This is a genomic window from Pseudomonas sp. TMW 2.1634 (assembly GCF_001703595.1).
In the GTDB taxonomy this organism is placed as follows: domain Bacteria; phylum Pseudomonadota; class Gammaproteobacteria; order Pseudomonadales; family Pseudomonadaceae; genus Aquipseudomonas; species Aquipseudomonas fragi.
Genome location: NZ_CP016849.1, coordinates 3,911,687 through 3,925,948 on the forward strand (window position 1 = coordinate 3,911,687; position 14,262 = coordinate 3,925,948).

Consider the following 14,262-nt stretch of genomic DNA (forward strand, 5'->3'; position numbering starts at 1 on the left):
CGATGCTCTTGCCAAGCTGCTTTGAAATGAGACAATTTCCAAAGCAGCGATGCCTCTTCCGCTGCCCTTAAACTAGCAAAGGAGGCTAACACCAAGATGATCGCGCAATTACAATTTGGACATGTAATAGATTGTAAGATAAATATTCGAGAGAATATCGAGCCGCCACGTGAACTAATTTGCAGAAAGGCGCTGCAGTTTACGGCCGTGCATGGGGACTGCCTGCGTGGCGCCCTCGATCCAAGGCCATTACCAGTCCTTGCAAGCTAGCGACCGAAATGCTGCCTGTCCTGGCCGATTCCACCTATCAGGCGAAGCTGTCGTACTCCGTCGCAGGCCCCAGAATCCGCTAAGCTAAGAGATGGAGCCTGCATGACTGTCAGAAATCTTGCGGCTACATTACAAATTTGTAGGATTTCGCCGCGGCCAGCTTCTTCGCGTTAAGATTCAAGCGTCCTCAGGTGACCCGGCGTATGGACAGAGGTAGCGACTACCACATGCCATACCCCCAGCCAAACTTTCCAACAGCCTGCAACCATAATCTTGGCGGATTAGGCCAACTCCTTCCTCATACCTTGAGATAAGTTATGCGCGTTCTAGTTGTGGAAGACGAAATTAAAACTGCCGAATATCTTCAGCAGGGCCTATCCGAAAGCGGGTATGTTGTAGATATCGTGCACAACGGTGTAGATGCCCTGCACTTGTTCAACACTAATGTCTATTCGTTGGTCCTGCTGGACGTGAACCTCCCAGGTATCGACGGCTGGGACCTGCTGGAAACCATCCGTAAAACCAGCCGGGTCCGTATCATCATGCTGACCGCCCGCGGACGCATCAATGACAAGCTCAAGGGCTTGGACGGCGGCGCGGATGACTACCTTGTGAAACCATTCGAATTTCCTGAACTGCTTGCTCGCATCCGTTCGCTACAGCGCCGTGGTGATGAGTTAGTCGAGAAGAGCTCACTGAAAATTGCCGACCTGGAACTCGACTCCGTCCGCCATCGCGTTTTCCGCAGTGGCACACGCATCGATCTCACCACCAAGGAGTTTGCGCTCCTGCACCTGCTTATGAGCCGAACGGGCGAAGCGCTGACTCGCTCTCAGATCATCTCGTTGGTCTGGGATATGAATTTCGACTGCGACACCAATGTCATCGATGTCGCCATCCGGCGCCTGCGCTCTAAGATCGATGACCCGTTTGAAACCAAGCTCATTCACACGCTCCGTGGCGTTGGGTACGTTTTTGAGGAACGCGCATGAGGCCATTCAGCCTGGCTGCAAAGCTGGGATTAAAAGTTGGATTGATGAGCGCAGCGCTGCTGCTGATGTTCGCTACCTTCGGTTACATGATGGTTGGGCAAGCACTGGATAGAAATGCTCGCATCGATCTCGGCGTCAAAATGGAGGCAATGGCGCACAGCCTTTCCGAAATTACTGATATTGCCGATGTCAGTTCAGATTCGCACAAGCTGGTGGATTTGGTCACAGGCCAGAACAACCTCTACGTAAGCATCTACAGGTCCGCAGAGAGTGAAGATCCTTTACTCACCATCGGTTCCAAACAGATCAATCGAGAGGTTCATAGGTTCCAAGCTGCGGCGCAGACCACGGAATACGAGTGGAGCGACTATAATGGACGGCCCCTGCTCAGTGCTTCTCAGGCCATGACTCTGGGCGATGGTACGGAGGTCGGCGTCTACATGACTGCTGATCAGTCATCCAATGAAGCACTACTCGATGCTTTGCTAACCTGGGGGCTGATGATGTCCCCTGTCATCCTCGCGTTGATCCTGGCCATTGGCTGGTGGACTGTGCGCAGAGGCCTGCTGCCTCTGACCAAATTCCTCAAGGTAGCGTCAAAGATCTCAACCGAGAGCCTCGACCATCGCCTTCCAACTGATGGGATGCCAGCAGAACTCAAGAAGCTCGCCGACGGTATCAACATCATGCTGGCTCGCCTGGATGATGGGGTTCAGCAGCTTTCGCAGTTCTCTGACGATCTCGCTCATGAACTTCGAGCACCGCTTTCCAACCTTATGGGTAAGGCTCAGGTAGCCTTGACCAGAGAACGATCACTTTCCGAATACCGGGAGGTTCTGGAGTCGTGCACAGAAGAGCTGGACCGCATGAGCCGCATGGTTTCGGACATGCTGTTCTTGGCCCAGGTCAGTCATCCAGCATCAATGGTGGAGTTCGAACCCGTCTCCTTGGTCGACGAGGTTCAGCGAGTGTGCGATCTCTTCAGCATTTCGGCAGAAGAAGGCGAGATCCAGCTGCAGATCTCTGGCAGTGATGACGTGGTGCGCGGGAACCGCCTGATGGTTCAACGTGCCGTCTCGAATTTGGTCTCGAACGCGATCCGTTACTGCCCTCGTGGCCGCACGGTCTACGTGAAGGTGCAGCATAGTGCGAGCGGTACGACGTTGAGTGTCGGCAACCCCGGCCGCGGTATCGCCAAGGAACACCACGCGCACTTGTTTGAGCGGTTCTACCGTGTGGACAAGAGCCGAGCACGGAGCGAAGGCGGTACCGGTCTTGGCTTGGCCATCGTTCAGTCGATCATGAGCCTGCACCAGGGATCGGCGAGCGTGGAGGTGACCGAAGAAAACTTCACTTGGTTCCACCTTCACTTTCCTGCAGCCCAGCAACTGCAGCCGGCAATGACCGCCGCTTAAACCGCGCAGACATGATTAGGCCCGTCAATCGACGGGCCTTTTTGTCTGCCTCACTGCATCAGTGCCGGAGGACCACAGGGTCCATGGGCGACCGCAGAATCACCGACTTAATAATCTTCTGTTCGTCAGGATTGGCGTTCTTTCACAGGTGGGAGAAATACTGAGCATTCACTTTCTCTTGAGCACTTACGCTGCCGGCGGCATCGATCAGGCGCATGGTCGAGTAGACACAGATCAGCGCCAAGATGAAGAATGCCGTGGCGACCACCATCACATAACGCTTGGCCAGCACCGGTGCCCGCTTGAGCTCCTGGATAGAGGCGTCCGCTACCTTTGCCGCTGCTGTTAGCTCTGAGATCAGTGGCTGGATGGCGGTGTCGACTCCGCGGCATGCAGCTGAATACGCTGCTGCAGCGGCGCGCAAGGCAACCTCTTCCGCATTCGACCAAGCCTTCTCTGCCTTTCGCACCTCCTCCTGAATCTGCCGGCCGACAGCGTCCACCTGCTCCACCAGTTCGTTCGACCTCTCCAGAACAGCGCTGGAGGTGCGCGTCTGCGAGGTCAGCTCATCGAGCTGGACAGTGAGTTTTTCAGTGCAGCGGCGAAAGTCACCGATAGCAACTGCCCAGGGCTCTATGTAATTCATGGCTATCTCCTAGGGCGGCCAACAACGCCGCGCTGAATTAACGCGCTAGATATCAAAATTGTAATTTGAGAGAAAATTCTTAATCCACCTCGACAATGCCGAGATAGACATGATCCTTCCAGATTTGACGATTTAACACATCCTATCTGCAGCCTAAATTACGGAATTGTAATTATTGACTCACCTTGTCGTTAGCTTCGTGTTCCTAAACTACAAACCAACAAAGGCCGCTAATCAGGTAGGCCTAGTATGAACCGAGGTTCACAATGAAATTTGTCAAATCTATCGCTATTGGCAGCCTGCTGCTGGGTCTCATGGGTACCGCTTACGCTGAAGGCGGCTTCGAGCGAGCGAAACAGTTCAACGAGAACTTCCGAACCGAACAGGCTCGCCTATGGAGCGATGACGCTTCGGACCAGAACAAACAACAAGTCGCTCAAGAGCAAAAGAAAGAAAGCAAGGATGGTAGGGAACAAGCCGACAATTAATCGGCGGTTAAATAGGACTTCAAATGACAAAAGTAATTGACAAAAAAGCCAGGGTAAAACCTGGCTTTTTTGTGCTTGGAATTTAGCCTTCGTTCTCGCGTGGCGTTTCCGCATTGCTTTCTCCGGTCAGACCCAGTGAGCGGCAAACTCGGCCACCATCACGTGGGCCAGCAGGCCTGCGGTTGGAATACCTTTGTCGATGACCTGGGCCGGAACAGGCGCCTGAATCAGGGTTTCGCACTGACGGCAGGCCCATTTACCACGTACATGCTGCTCGACGGTAAACACGCCCGGCGTGTAATCCAGCTACTCGCTAACGTCTTCGCCGATGCGTTGAAGTTGGCAGCCTCAAGCGCACTGAGTGTTTTCCGGTTCGTGACGGATCACCGTGCGTGGAAACTGCGGCGGCAATGGTGCACGTTTCGGCGATTGCCGTGGCTCGACCTGTGACGAAGCTGGGAGGAGCTGTTTCAGCTCTGCTTCGATAGCTTCAAGATCTGTGTCGAGCAGATCATCCAGCAAGCTGCCTTGTGCTTGGCTGATCTGCTCGCTGCGCTTGGCAAATTTGTGGCGCTTGAGCAGGGCGATCTCGAACTTGAACTGTTCGATGAGAATTTCATCATTTTGGATCTTCCTGCTCATCGCCTCGACTTGGGACTGCAACTGCGACGCCTGTGCCGCCAAGGCACGAAGCTGTTCCGGGGTCATATGGTCGAGGTTGGGCGAGGAAGTCATGCCGCTGATTGTGCCAGAGCAGGCCCGAAACGACGACGAGCAGACCCGCTGCCACGGCAGGCCCAGCACCAACGCCTGGAGTTGCTCGCTGTCGAGTTCGACCTCACAGCCATGGCGAATGCCGGGCCAGTGAAACTTCCCTTGATTCAGGCGCCGCGCGGCAAGCCAGACGCCCACGCCATCATGCACCAGCACTTTCATCCGGTTAGCGCGGCGAATGGCGAACAGATAAGCGCAATGCGGCTTCGCCGCACCGAACACCGCGATCACTCGGGCCAATGCCGTTTCGGTTCCGGCGCGCATGTCCATCGGCTCGGTGGACAGCCAGATCGCATCGATGCGGATCATTGGGCCACAGCCCGGATAAATTGCGCGCAGCCCTCGGGATCCGAGGCTGGCCATTTCAATGTGATTACTTGCCCGGCCATGGGCAACTCGATGACCACTGACGCTTCGGCTGGCCGTTTACGTTCCAGTGCAGGAACCGGCAATCCTTGTGCTTATCAAGCCACTGGAAAAAGCCTTTCAGCATCGACTTTTCGAATTTATTGAGCTCTGCTTGCATGCTAGAGAGCTGTTTACTGAGCTCTGCTTCTTTATGGATGGACCATGACTTGGTCTGGCCGGTTTTTAGGTTTCGTGTGGCGATGGATGTCACACGTTTCGACTCCCCGGTATCGTTCTGATAAAACGATTCGCAGGAGTAGTGGATTACGTAAACTCGGTTCGCGTCGAGGTAGAGGTCTTCGATTAAAGCTCTGCTCCTCTTGCGATCCTTTACCCGATCTAGCTCTGCTCCCACACCTTTCCCCTCAACCCAGTGCAATGTAGGCGAGCTAGCGATTCTGCCCTCAAATGTAGGTGCCCGCTAGATTCACCTTGTAGTGGTCTAATGAAACCGGACACTCATTTAGGCGAGAATGCTCGCCATATCGAGGTGTCAGATGACCAAGCAACGTCGTGTCTTTTCCGCTGAATTCAAACGCGAGGCTGCTGACCTCGTACTCAAACAAAATTACAGCTGCATCGAAGCCAGTCGTTCACTCGGCATTGGCGAGTCGGCCCTGCGCCGTTGGGTCAGTCAGCTTCTGCAGGAACGCACAGGCGTCACCCCGCAGAGCAAGGCGCTCACCCCAGAGCAGCAAAAGATCCAGGAACTGGAAGCCCGAATCGCCCGTCTTGAACGAGAGAAATCGATATTAAAAAAGGCTACCGCGCTCTTGATGTCGGAAGATCTCGAGCGTTCGCACTGATCCATCAGCTAAGCGCCCATGAACCTGTTGACTGCTTGTGCGAGGTGTTCGAAATCACCCGTTCGACTTACTACGCCCATCACCTCAGGCGGCGTTCTCCGGGCGTTGAGAGAATTCGATTACGCAGTCGAGTCAACGAACTGTTCACCCAGAGCCGAAACGCTGCTGGCAGCCGAAGTATCGTGTCGATGATGCAGGATGATGGCGAGCAGATCGGGCGTTTCAAGGTGCGAGGCTTGATGCGGGAACTGGGGTTGATCAGCAAGCAGCCTGGCTCGCATGCCTACAAAAAAGCAACGGTCGAGCGGCCTGACATTCCAAATACACTGAATCGTAAATTCGATGTTCCCGAGCCAAACAAGGTTTGGTGCGGTGACATCACCTACATCTGGGCGCAAGGGAAATGGCACTACCTGGCCGTGGTTATGGATCTCTATGCTCGCCGGATAGTGGGCTGGGCGTTATCAGGAAACCCGGATGCTGACTTGGTCACCAAAGCACTGGATATGGCCTATGAGCAACGCGGGAAGCCTCAAGGGCTGCTGTTTCATTCGGATCAGGGATCGCAATATGGAAGTCGCCACTTCCGTCAGCGTCTGTGGCGGTACCGCATCAGCCAGAGCATGAGTCGCCGGGGCAATTGCTACGACAACTCGCCGATGGAGCGAGTATTTCGCAGCTTGAAAACCGAGTGGATACCTTCAGTGGGTTATATGTCGGTTCAGCAGGCACAACGAGACATCAGTCATTATTTGATGCATCGCTACAACTGGATACGGCCTCATCAATTTAATGGCGGGCTAACGCCGGCTCAGGCCGAGAAAAAACTTAACGTCGTGTCCGGGATTAGTTGACCACTACACCTCTAGCTCTGTCTATGACTCTGGCGAAGGGTACACCGCCTGGGGACAATCGGCCTGCTATGTCTTGGCGGACTGCCCTACCAATTGGCGGGGCCTACAACGGCCGCTTTTTAAGGTCGATGGAAAGCAGGACCATACGCTCCTGCCGAAGCTAGCTGGCAGGCGTCAGCCAAGAGGCGTATCCTACAACTGCTTGCTCCGAGACTTGTTGGCCTACAGCCTCCCCTTGGAGACATCTGATAGCCCGCCGCCGAGGCGGGCTTCTTGCTACCAGATCCGTAGGCAGCGGTGGCTAGGTGCCCAAGCTAGGCTCCGCCAGAGCGCATACTCAACATCAGCGATCTACCCGTCTCCCTAGTCCGACGGTTATCGACGTATCCAAGTCCTTTATCAGGCGCATGGAAAGCCGGCGAAGACTGGGCTAGATGCGCTACGCAGCCATTGCTTCGCAGGATTCTGCGCAGGCCATACAGGCCTGTGCGCAATGCTGACAGTGGTCTGCCTTATGCTGACCGCACTCCTCCCCGCAGGCCCGGCAAATTTTGGCGCATAGGGCACATAGCTCTCTGGCAAGCATGCTTTCTCGTGCCATCAAGGTAGCCGCAAGCTTGCACATATCTGCGCAATCCCTGTCCAGCTTGATGCAGTCAGCCATCATTTTTACATCCTGTTCTTGAAGGCAGGCTGTCGCACAGCCTTCACAGGCCAGCGCACAGCGCAGGCATTCCGAGATGCATTCTTCAAAGCGACTGTTCATGGTCATATCTCCGGTATCGGGTCGATGTGATGCCAGTAAACCGTTTCAAAACGGTATGTAGCGTTCGACCTGACGGGGTCCTGAAGATTGATTACATTTCTGTAAGCTTGTCCGAAGCATCTCGGTGTGAAGGCCTGCCGGATCATTTAAGGCTGGAAAATCACTGCTTCTGAATGCTCACGATTTTCGCGACGCTTCCCTCCATACGGAATGCAAATTCCACCTTGTCTCCTACGTTCAAGCCGTTCAGCCGTGCAGGTTCCGCTTGGAAACCCATGGTCATCGCCGGCCATTTGAGCTCTGCTACTGGGCCGTGGGCCAAGGTGATTTTTCCGCTTTGCGGATCCAGCGCCTTAATTGTCCCTTCAGCATGCGCAGTGGATGCCGCCTGGGTGCCTTGGCCACCCTCGGCGGAAGCTGGCATGTTCTTCATGTCCATACCATCCATGTCCTGGGCATGCACACTGGCGGCGAAAACTGTGACCAGGCCTGCGATGACGAATAGCTTTTTCATTGGATTACTCCTGAAAAGTGAGGGGTTGTTACAGCGAGTTCGCGGCGACGGACCAGCCAGTACGCCGCAGGTATTACAAACAGGGAGAGCAATGGAGCGGTCAGCATCCCGCCCACCATGGGCACCGCGATGCGACTCATGACCTCGCTGCCGGTACCGCTGCTCCAGAGGATGGGCAGCAGGCCTGCAACGATGACCGCCACAGTCATTGCCTTGGGTCTGATGCGCTGCACCGCGCCCTCACGGATTGCATCGAGCAGCGCTGCGCGTGTGGTTTCGCATTCGGCCTGACGCTCAGCCCAAGCGTTATTCAGGTAAATGAGCATGATCACCCCGAACTCCGCCGCTACGCCGGCCAGGGCAATGAAACCTACGCCTGTGGCCACCGACAGGTTGTAGCCCAGCAGATACAGCAGCCAAACGCCTCCGGTTAGGGCAAAAGGTAAGGTGCCCATGATGAGCATTGCTTCACCGAAGCGCCCAAATGTCAGGTAAAGCAGCACGAAGATAATGGCCAAGGTGGCCGGCACCACCCAGGCCAGGCGGGCGTTCGCCCGCTCCAGGTATTCGAACTGACCGGAGTAGCTCAAGCTCATGCCCGGATCGAGCTTTACCTCGCTGTCGATAGATTGACGTAGGTCTGCGACAACAGACGATAGGTCTCGGCCGCGCACATCGATGTACACCCAACCTGAGGGGCGAGCATTCTCGCTCTTGAGCATTGGCGGGCCATCGGCAATACGTATGCGGGCCACGGTGCCGAGCGTGAGCTGGCCGCCCTGCGAGGTGTAGATCGGAAGCTGACGCAACGCCTCCACGGAATCACGCCATTCGCGTGGATAGCGCACGCTGATGGGATAACGAGCTAACCCTTCAACCGTTTCCCCAATGGTTTCGCCACCTATTGCACCGGCAACAATAGCCTGAACGTCGGTGATGTTCAGGCCATAACGGGCAGCGGCATGGCGGTCGATGTCCAGATCTATGTAGCGGCCGCCAGTCAAACGCTCTGCCAGGGCCGAAGTCACTCCAGGCACCTTTTTCGCTGCCCGCTCCACAGCAAGGGTAGCCCGGTCTATCTGGTTCAGATCGCTGCCGGCAACCTTGACGCCGATTGGACTCTTGATGCCGGTGGCCAGCATGTCAATCCGGTTGCGGATAGGCGGAATCCAGATGTTGGTGAGCCCGGGCACACGCACGATACGGTCAAGCTCTTCGATGAGCTTCTCCGTGGTCATACCGGTACGCCATTCACTCTTGGGCTTGAGCCGCACGGTGGTCTCGAACATCTCCAGAGGTGCAGGGTCGGTGGCCGACTCGGCGCGGCCGGCCTTACCAAAAACACTGGCTACCTCGGGGACGGTACGAATCAAGCGATCCGTTCGCTGCAACAGCTCTGAAGCTTTCTGCGCCGAGAGCCCAGGCAAGGCTGAAGGCATGTAGAGCAGATCACCTTCATCAAGGGGGGGAAGAAACTCGCCGCCGAGATGGTTCAAGGGCCACAGACTGCTGAGCAGGATAAGCGCTGCTCCAGCGAGGGTCACCAGAGGCCGGCGCAGGACGACCTCCAATGCCGGACGGTATAGCCGGATGAGCACCCTGTTGAGCGGGTTGCGCTGTTCCGCTGGCAGTGGCCCTCTGATCCAGTACCCCATCAGCACCGGTATCAGGGTCACCGATAACGCAGCCGCCGCTGCCATTGCGTATGTCTTGGTAAAGGCCAGGGGGGCAAAGAGGCGGCCCTCTTGGGCTTGCAGTGTGAACACCGGGATGAACGAGAGCGTGATGATCATGAGGCTGAAGAACAGCGCAGGACCAACCTCCACGGCTGCCTCCGTCATAACCTTCCAATGCGCTTCGCCCCGCAAAAGTTGACTAGGGTGCCGGGAATTCCAGGCCTCAACTCGTTTGTGGGCGTTCTCGATCATGACCACGGCAGCGTCCACCATTGCACCGATGGCTATAGCGATTCCGCCAAGGGACATGATGTTGGCGTTGATGCCCTGATGACGCATGACGATCAGCGCAATCAGAATTCCCACGGGCAGCGACACGATGGCAACCAGCGACGAGCGCAGGTGCCAGAGAAACGCTGCGCATACCAACGCCACTACCACAAACTCCTCGACAAGTTTGTGACTGAGATTCTCCACAGCACGGTCGATCAGCTGGCTGCGGTCGTAGACGGTGACAAGCTCCACCCCGGTAGGTAGGCCTTTCTTCAAGGTTTCGAGCTTGGCCTTAACGTGCGCGATGGCCTCACGAGCATTCTTGCCGCTGCGCAGGATAACCACTCCACCTACGGCCTCACCGAGGCCGTCCAGCTCGCCTATGCCTCTGCGGGCTTCCGGACCTATCTGCACCGTAGCGACATCGCCTAACTTCACCGGCACGCCCTTGGCAGCCAGTCGCAGTGGGATCGCTCTGAAATCGTCCAACGATGTTAAGTAGCCCGCCGCACGAACCATGAATTCTGCTTCGCCTTGCTCCAGCACACCGCCACCGGTCTCCTGGTTGGCCTTGCCTATAGCCTCCACCACTTCAGCTTGGGTGATACCGAGGCTGGCCATGCGAAGCGGATCGAGGACGACTTGGTACTGCTTGATCATACCGCCGATGGTGGCCACCTCAGCGACATCCGGCAGGGTCTTGAGCTCATAGCGCAGGAACCAGTCCTGCAGGCTGCGCAGTTGCGACAGGTCATGGCCGCCATTGCGATCAACCAGCGCATACTGATAAATCCAGCCCACTCCGGTGGCGTCCGGTCCCAATACCGGCTTGGCTGCCGCAGGTAATCGCGATTGCGCCTGGCTCAGATACTCAAGAACCCGAGAGCGCGCCCAATACAGATCGGTGCCATCCTCGAACAGCACGTAGACGAAGCTGTCACCGAATGCGGAGAAGCCACGTACTGTTTTGGCTCCCGGAACCGAAAGCATGGTGGTGGTCAGCGGATAGGTCACCTGATTCTCAACGATCTGAGGTGCCTGTCCTGGGTAGGACGTGCGGATGATCACCTGTACATCCGACAGGTCGGGCAAGGCGTCGATTGGCAGGCTCCTCACCGAGACGAATCCCCATGCCACCAGAAACAGCGTGGCGAGAAGCACCAGCACGCGGTTGCCTACCGACCAGCGAATCAGTTTGGCAATCATGGTTGGCCCTCCAACACTTTGATCTGCTCAACCACCATGCCCTCGTCTCGTTCGCGTATGCCAAAGCGAATCTGCGCACCGACCTTGAGGCCATCAAGGAGCGACTGATCAGCCACCGGAAAGGTCATGGTCATCCCAGGCATGCCCAGGGTGAGGAAGGGACCATGGGCAACGGTGAGCTGGGCTCCGTCTATCTGCACGATACGGCCGTTCGCTTCATGGAGGGCGGGCCCCGCTTTGGGCTGAGCATCCTGCGCCGTCGCCGCTTCGATGCCTTTCAAATTAGCTTCGGAGTCCAGCAGGAATTGCCCGGATGCGACGATGCGCTGACCTGCCTGAAGGCCCTGCAACACCGCAACTTGCCCCTTGCTCTCCTGACCCAACACGACTTCCACCGGTCGGAAGCGACCATCGTCTTCAGCCAGCATCACCAGATCCCGCTTGCCGGTGCGTATGACCGCCTCGGCAGGCACCAAGAGACTCTCCTCGGCGGACACGCTGGGATGGAGAGCCACCTGTGCGGTCATTCCAGGACGAAGCCGTCCATCCGGGTTGGGCAACTCGATACGCAGGCGCAAAGTACGGCTTTGCAAGTCGGCATCGGCCAACAGCGCAGTCAGCTTGCCCGGTACGGGATCACCTGGAAACGCTGGCAATTGCGCCTGTACAGGCTGGCCTTCGTGGAGACCTTGAGCCTGGGCTTCTGGCACGGCGGCTTCCAGCCAGACGTTGGCCACTCCGTTGATCCTTGCCAAGGTAGCCCCCGGCGTCAGCGTCATGCCGGGTCGTAGATCGAGAACCTGGATTACACCGGCAGTAGGCGCAGAAAGTGTGACCGAGAGCTGCACCTTCCCAGTACTCGCGACCCGGTTGATCAGGTCGACCGGCATGCCGGAGAGCACGAGCCGCTGTCGCGCCGCCGCCGTCAGCTGAGCGTCGCCGGAATGTCGCAACGCCAGATATTCTTCCTGCAAACCAGCCCACTCCGGGGTCAGCACATCGGCTAGAGGAGCCCCTTTGACAACTATGTCCCCCGTCGCTCGGCCATATGCGCGTTCGACGTAACCGCCAGTACGGGCCTGCAATACGCTGAAGTCGCGTTCGTCGAACGCCAGAACGCCGCTCACGCTCAGGGATCGTTCAAGCCGGCCAGCCGTCACCGTTGCCAATCGAATCCCGAGATTTTGCTGGAGCCCAGCCGAGACCTGAACCGCGAGCTGCCCCTTGTCATTCGCGTCGTCTGAATACTTGGGCACGAGCGGCATATCCATGAATGGCGATTTACCGGGTGCCGGGAAATGCTGCTGGGGATACATCGGGTCGTACCAGTACAGCGCTTTTTGCTCACCATCTGGCTGAGATGGGGTAACCGTGCCACGTCCACCCAGCCAGAAGCCCGCACCTATCCCAATAGCAAGGGCAGCAGCCACAACCAAACCAACCGACCTACCCCTCATGCCTGCACCTCTCCATATACGAAATGCAGACGCGCTGCTGTTGCCGCCAACTGTCCTTGCAGGTCCACATCCTGTAACAGCGCTTCCACGCGTTGCCGACGTGCCGACAGCACTTCACTTAACGACGACTTACCGGCGCGGTAGTCCGCAAGAGCGAGGCGTACCCGGTCCTCGGCCAGAGGTAGAAGCGTTTCGCGACTGCGCCGCACCGCCCGTTGCAAGCGTTGGTACTCGGCAAGGTCTGTTTCTAGCTGGGCTTGATGCTCGCGCAGGGCAGCGTCCTGCTCGTCCTCCAACTGGCGAACTTGTGCGCGTCGTGCCGCAATCATCGGGTCTTGCCGTGAGCCAGTGAACAACGGCAACTGGAAGCTAACTTGCAGGCTGACCATGTTGCTGAAGTCCGGGCCACGACGCTGATAATCCACCCCCCAAGACCAATCTGACTTCTTTTCTGCCTGGGCCTGGTGTACCTGGGCTTGCGCCTCGCGTGTCATGGCGTTGTAGGTATTGAGCTCCGGATGGGCATGAACGGAGTGCAGGTATTCAGCTGCGTCTACTGGCCAGACAGGGAAAGTCGGCGCGCCTACTTCGGCGTCCTGCCCAATCCAGCGCTTCAGCGCGGATCGCGCTTGAGCTGCCTGACTCAACAAAACATCTTTCTGCTCGTCCAGCTGTGCCAATTCCTGTTTGGGAGCCAGCGTATCGGCCGTTGAGCCTGCGCCTCCGGCCAGGCGCGCCCGCACCGTAGATGCCAGCAGCTGGTTTTCTTTGTAGAAAGCGTCGAAGTGTTCAAGTTTTCGCTGCACGGTGTACGCCGTAACCCAAGCCTGTGCGGTTGCCGCCCGAATCTTCAGGCGCTCGAAGACTGCCTCGGCATCGGCTCGCTCGACCGTGGCCTGAGCTGTCTCTACACGAGCTTTGCGTTTTTCCCGATTCGGTACGTCTTGGGACAGGCCAACCACCTGCATGGTCATGAAGTCTCTGTTCATGCTCCAGCGATCAGCGCCTTCAATCGGCAGGTTTTGTACCCCAAGATTGAGGCGCGGATCGGGTAGTTCGCCCGCTGGGATGACCGAGCTGCGAGCAGCTGATGCCTGCTCCAGGCGGGCCTGTAGAGAGGGAGCGTTGCGTTCAGCCAATTGCAGCGCCTCATCCAGCGACAGCGTTACAGCCTGTGCCGAGACAGCCGGCAGCAGTATGAAAAGGACGGCCGTGGTGATCCGTCCCTGAAAACATTGGGGAGTCATGAAAATGATTCCTCGAAAGATCAGCGCCCAGGCGCGTGCCATCGCCCCGCTTCTAAGCAGAACGATGGTGTGAAATTAAGAGGGAGTCAGACGCGGGGAGGACGCCATGGATCGGGGGGAGAACCTGTCGCTATGCCTACAGCGTAGGTATCGGCAGGCCGTGGCTTTGCATAGGTCAGTCCAGGCGTCAGGAAGCTGAGCTGCACTGTGCTGGCAGTCCTGCACTCCTGACCCACCTTGCAGGATTTGGCATGGTCACCAGTCTTGCCCGGGTCTTGGTCCTGGCAGCAGTCATGGTCCATGCCCGCCATCATTTCCATGCCCATGGTCTGCATTGGGCAAGGTTCAGTCGCCGAATCGATGCCCGCCATCCCGTTAAGCGGAAGCGCCACGATAATCATCAGGATGGTGAGCAGTCGAATGAACCGATTCATGATGGGCGAGTATAGGTTACCGGGATGAATTCAGCA

11 protein-coding genes and 2 pseudogenes are annotated in these 14,262 nt (G+C 57.0%); 4 read left to right on the plus strand and 9 right to left on the minus strand.

The genetic code is table 11. The features are described 5' to 3' along the window. Positions 1-587 precede the first annotated feature (587 nt). Both BFC21_RS18445 and BFC21_RS18450 read left to right on the plus strand, forming a co-directional pair. A complete protein-coding gene (locus BFC21_RS18445) occupies positions 588-1,262 on the plus strand; it encodes a heavy metal response regulator transcription factor (protein WP_047279654.1) in 675 nt (224 codons plus the stop codon). Beyond that, positions 1,259-2,677: a heavy metal sensor histidine kinase gene (locus BFC21_RS18450; protein WP_047279653.1), complete on the plus strand. Its 1,419-nt coding sequence runs from the start codon at positions 1,259-1,261 to the stop codon at positions 2,675-2,677. The genes BFC21_RS18445 and BFC21_RS18450 overlap by 4 nt, the downstream gene beginning before the upstream one ends. Positions 2,678-2,819: 142 nt before the next feature. Here the strand turns inward: BFC21_RS18450 and BFC21_RS18455 are convergent, their stop codons facing one another. After that, positions 2,820-3,323: a hypothetical protein gene (locus tag BFC21_RS18455; protein WP_169862265.1), complete on the minus strand. Its 504-nt coding sequence runs from the start codon at positions 3,321-3,323 to the stop codon at positions 2,820-2,822. A 266-nt stretch (positions 3,324-3,589) separates the two neighbouring features. Between BFC21_RS18455 and BFC21_RS18460 the strand changes: the two genes are divergently transcribed. Continuing rightward, a complete protein-coding gene (locus BFC21_RS18460) occupies positions 3,590-3,811 on the plus strand; it encodes a hypothetical protein (protein ID WP_047279652.1) in 222 nt (73 codons plus the stop codon). Between the two features lie 135 nt (positions 3,812-3,946). Here the strand turns inward: BFC21_RS18460 and BFC21_RS18465 are convergent. The 3 genes and pseudogenes from BFC21_RS18465 to BFC21_RS27430 all read right to left on the minus strand — a co-directional run. Then, positions 3,947-4,546: pseudogene (locus BFC21_RS18465) on the minus strand (IS66 family transposase zinc-finger binding domain-containing protein); the annotation flags it as partial. Positions 4,547-4,600: 54 nt separating this feature from the next. Continuing rightward, positions 4,601-4,948: pseudogene (gene tnpB, locus BFC21_RS27865) on the minus strand (IS66 family insertion sequence element accessory protein TnpB); the annotation flags it as partial. A 10-nt stretch (positions 4,949-4,958) separates the two neighbouring features. Next, positions 4,959-5,204 (minus strand): hypothetical protein, encoded by a 246-nt coding sequence (locus BFC21_RS27430; protein WP_169862263.1) that lies wholly within the window; start codon positions 5,202-5,204, stop codon positions 4,959-4,961. A 286-nt stretch (positions 5,205-5,490) separates the two neighbouring features. Here BFC21_RS27430 and BFC21_RS18480 point away from each other — a divergent pair. Then, a protein-coding gene (locus BFC21_RS18480; RefSeq protein WP_087148787.1) for an IS3 family transposase occupies positions 5,491-6,653 on the plus strand; the annotation gives its coding sequence in 2 pieces (ribosomal slippage) (positions 5,491-5,746 and positions 5,746-6,653; 1,164 coding nt in all). Positions 6,654-7,092: 439 nt separating this feature from the next. On the opposite strand, the gene BFC21_RS18485 is transcribed toward BFC21_RS18480, so the two are convergent. The 5 genes from BFC21_RS18485 to BFC21_RS18505 form a co-directional block, all read right to left on the minus strand. Beyond that, positions 7,093-7,419, minus strand: a complete 327-nt coding sequence (locus BFC21_RS18485) for a four-helix bundle copper-binding protein (protein WP_371326763.1) — start codon at positions 7,417-7,419, stop codon at positions 7,093-7,095. Between the two features lie 160 nt (positions 7,420-7,579). Next, complete coding sequence (locus tag BFC21_RS18490; RefSeq protein ID WP_047279650.1) at positions 7,580-7,933, minus strand: copper-binding protein; 354 nt, start codon at positions 7,931-7,933, stop codon at positions 7,580-7,582. After that, a complete protein-coding gene (locus tag BFC21_RS18495) occupies positions 7,930-11,088 on the minus strand; it encodes an efflux RND transporter permease subunit (RefSeq protein WP_047279649.1) in 3,159 nt (1,052 codons plus the stop codon). The genes BFC21_RS18490 and BFC21_RS18495 overlap by 4 nt, the downstream gene beginning before the upstream one ends. Further along, entirely contained in the window at positions 11,085-12,545 is a 1,461-nt protein-coding gene (locus BFC21_RS18500) for an efflux RND transporter periplasmic adaptor subunit (protein ID WP_047279648.1), read from the minus strand. The genes BFC21_RS18495 and BFC21_RS18500 overlap by 4 nt, the downstream gene beginning before the upstream one ends. Then, positions 12,542-13,792, minus strand: a complete 1,251-nt coding sequence (locus BFC21_RS18505; protein WP_047279687.1) for a TolC family protein — start codon at positions 13,790-13,792, stop codon at positions 12,542-12,544. Before BFC21_RS18505 ends, BFC21_RS18500 begins: the two co-directional genes overlap by 4 nt. Positions 13,793-14,262 lie beyond the last annotated feature (470 nt).

Excerpts from the sequence above, each read along its gene's own strand:
- BFC21_RS18490 (WP_047279650.1), bottom strand. The coding sequence starts at position 7,933 with ATGAAAAAGCTATTCGTCATCGCAGGCCTGGTCACAGTTTTCGCCGCC.
- BFC21_RS18455 (WP_169862265.1), bottom strand. The coding sequence starts at position 3,323 with ATGAATTACATAGAGCCCTGGGCAGTTGCTATCGGTGACTTTCGCCGC.
- BFC21_RS18450 (WP_047279653.1), top strand. The coding sequence starts at position 1,259 with ATGAGGCCATTCAGCCTGGCTGCAAAGCTGGGATTAAAAGTTGGATTG.
- BFC21_RS18445 (WP_047279654.1), top strand. The coding sequence starts at position 588 with ATGCGCGTTCTAGTTGTGGAAGACGAAATTAAAACTGCCGAATATCTT.
- BFC21_RS18500 (WP_047279648.1), bottom strand. The coding sequence starts at position 12,545 with ATGAGGGGTAGGTCGGTTGGTTTGGTTGTGGCTGCTGCCCTTGCTATT.
- BFC21_RS18505 (WP_047279687.1), bottom strand. The coding sequence starts at position 13,792 with ATGACTCCCCAATGTTTTCAGGGACGGATCACCACGGCCGTCCTTTTC.
- BFC21_RS18460 (WP_047279652.1), top strand. The coding sequence starts at position 3,590 with ATGAAATTTGTCAAATCTATCGCTATTGGCAGCCTGCTGCTGGGTCTC.
- BFC21_RS18495 (WP_047279649.1), bottom strand. The coding sequence starts at position 11,088 with ATGATTGCCAAACTGATTCGCTGGTCGGTAGGCAACCGCGTGCTGGTG.
- BFC21_RS18485 (WP_371326763.1), bottom strand. The coding sequence starts at position 7,419 with ATGAACAGTCGCTTTGAAGAATGCATCTCGGAATGCCTGCGCTGTGCG.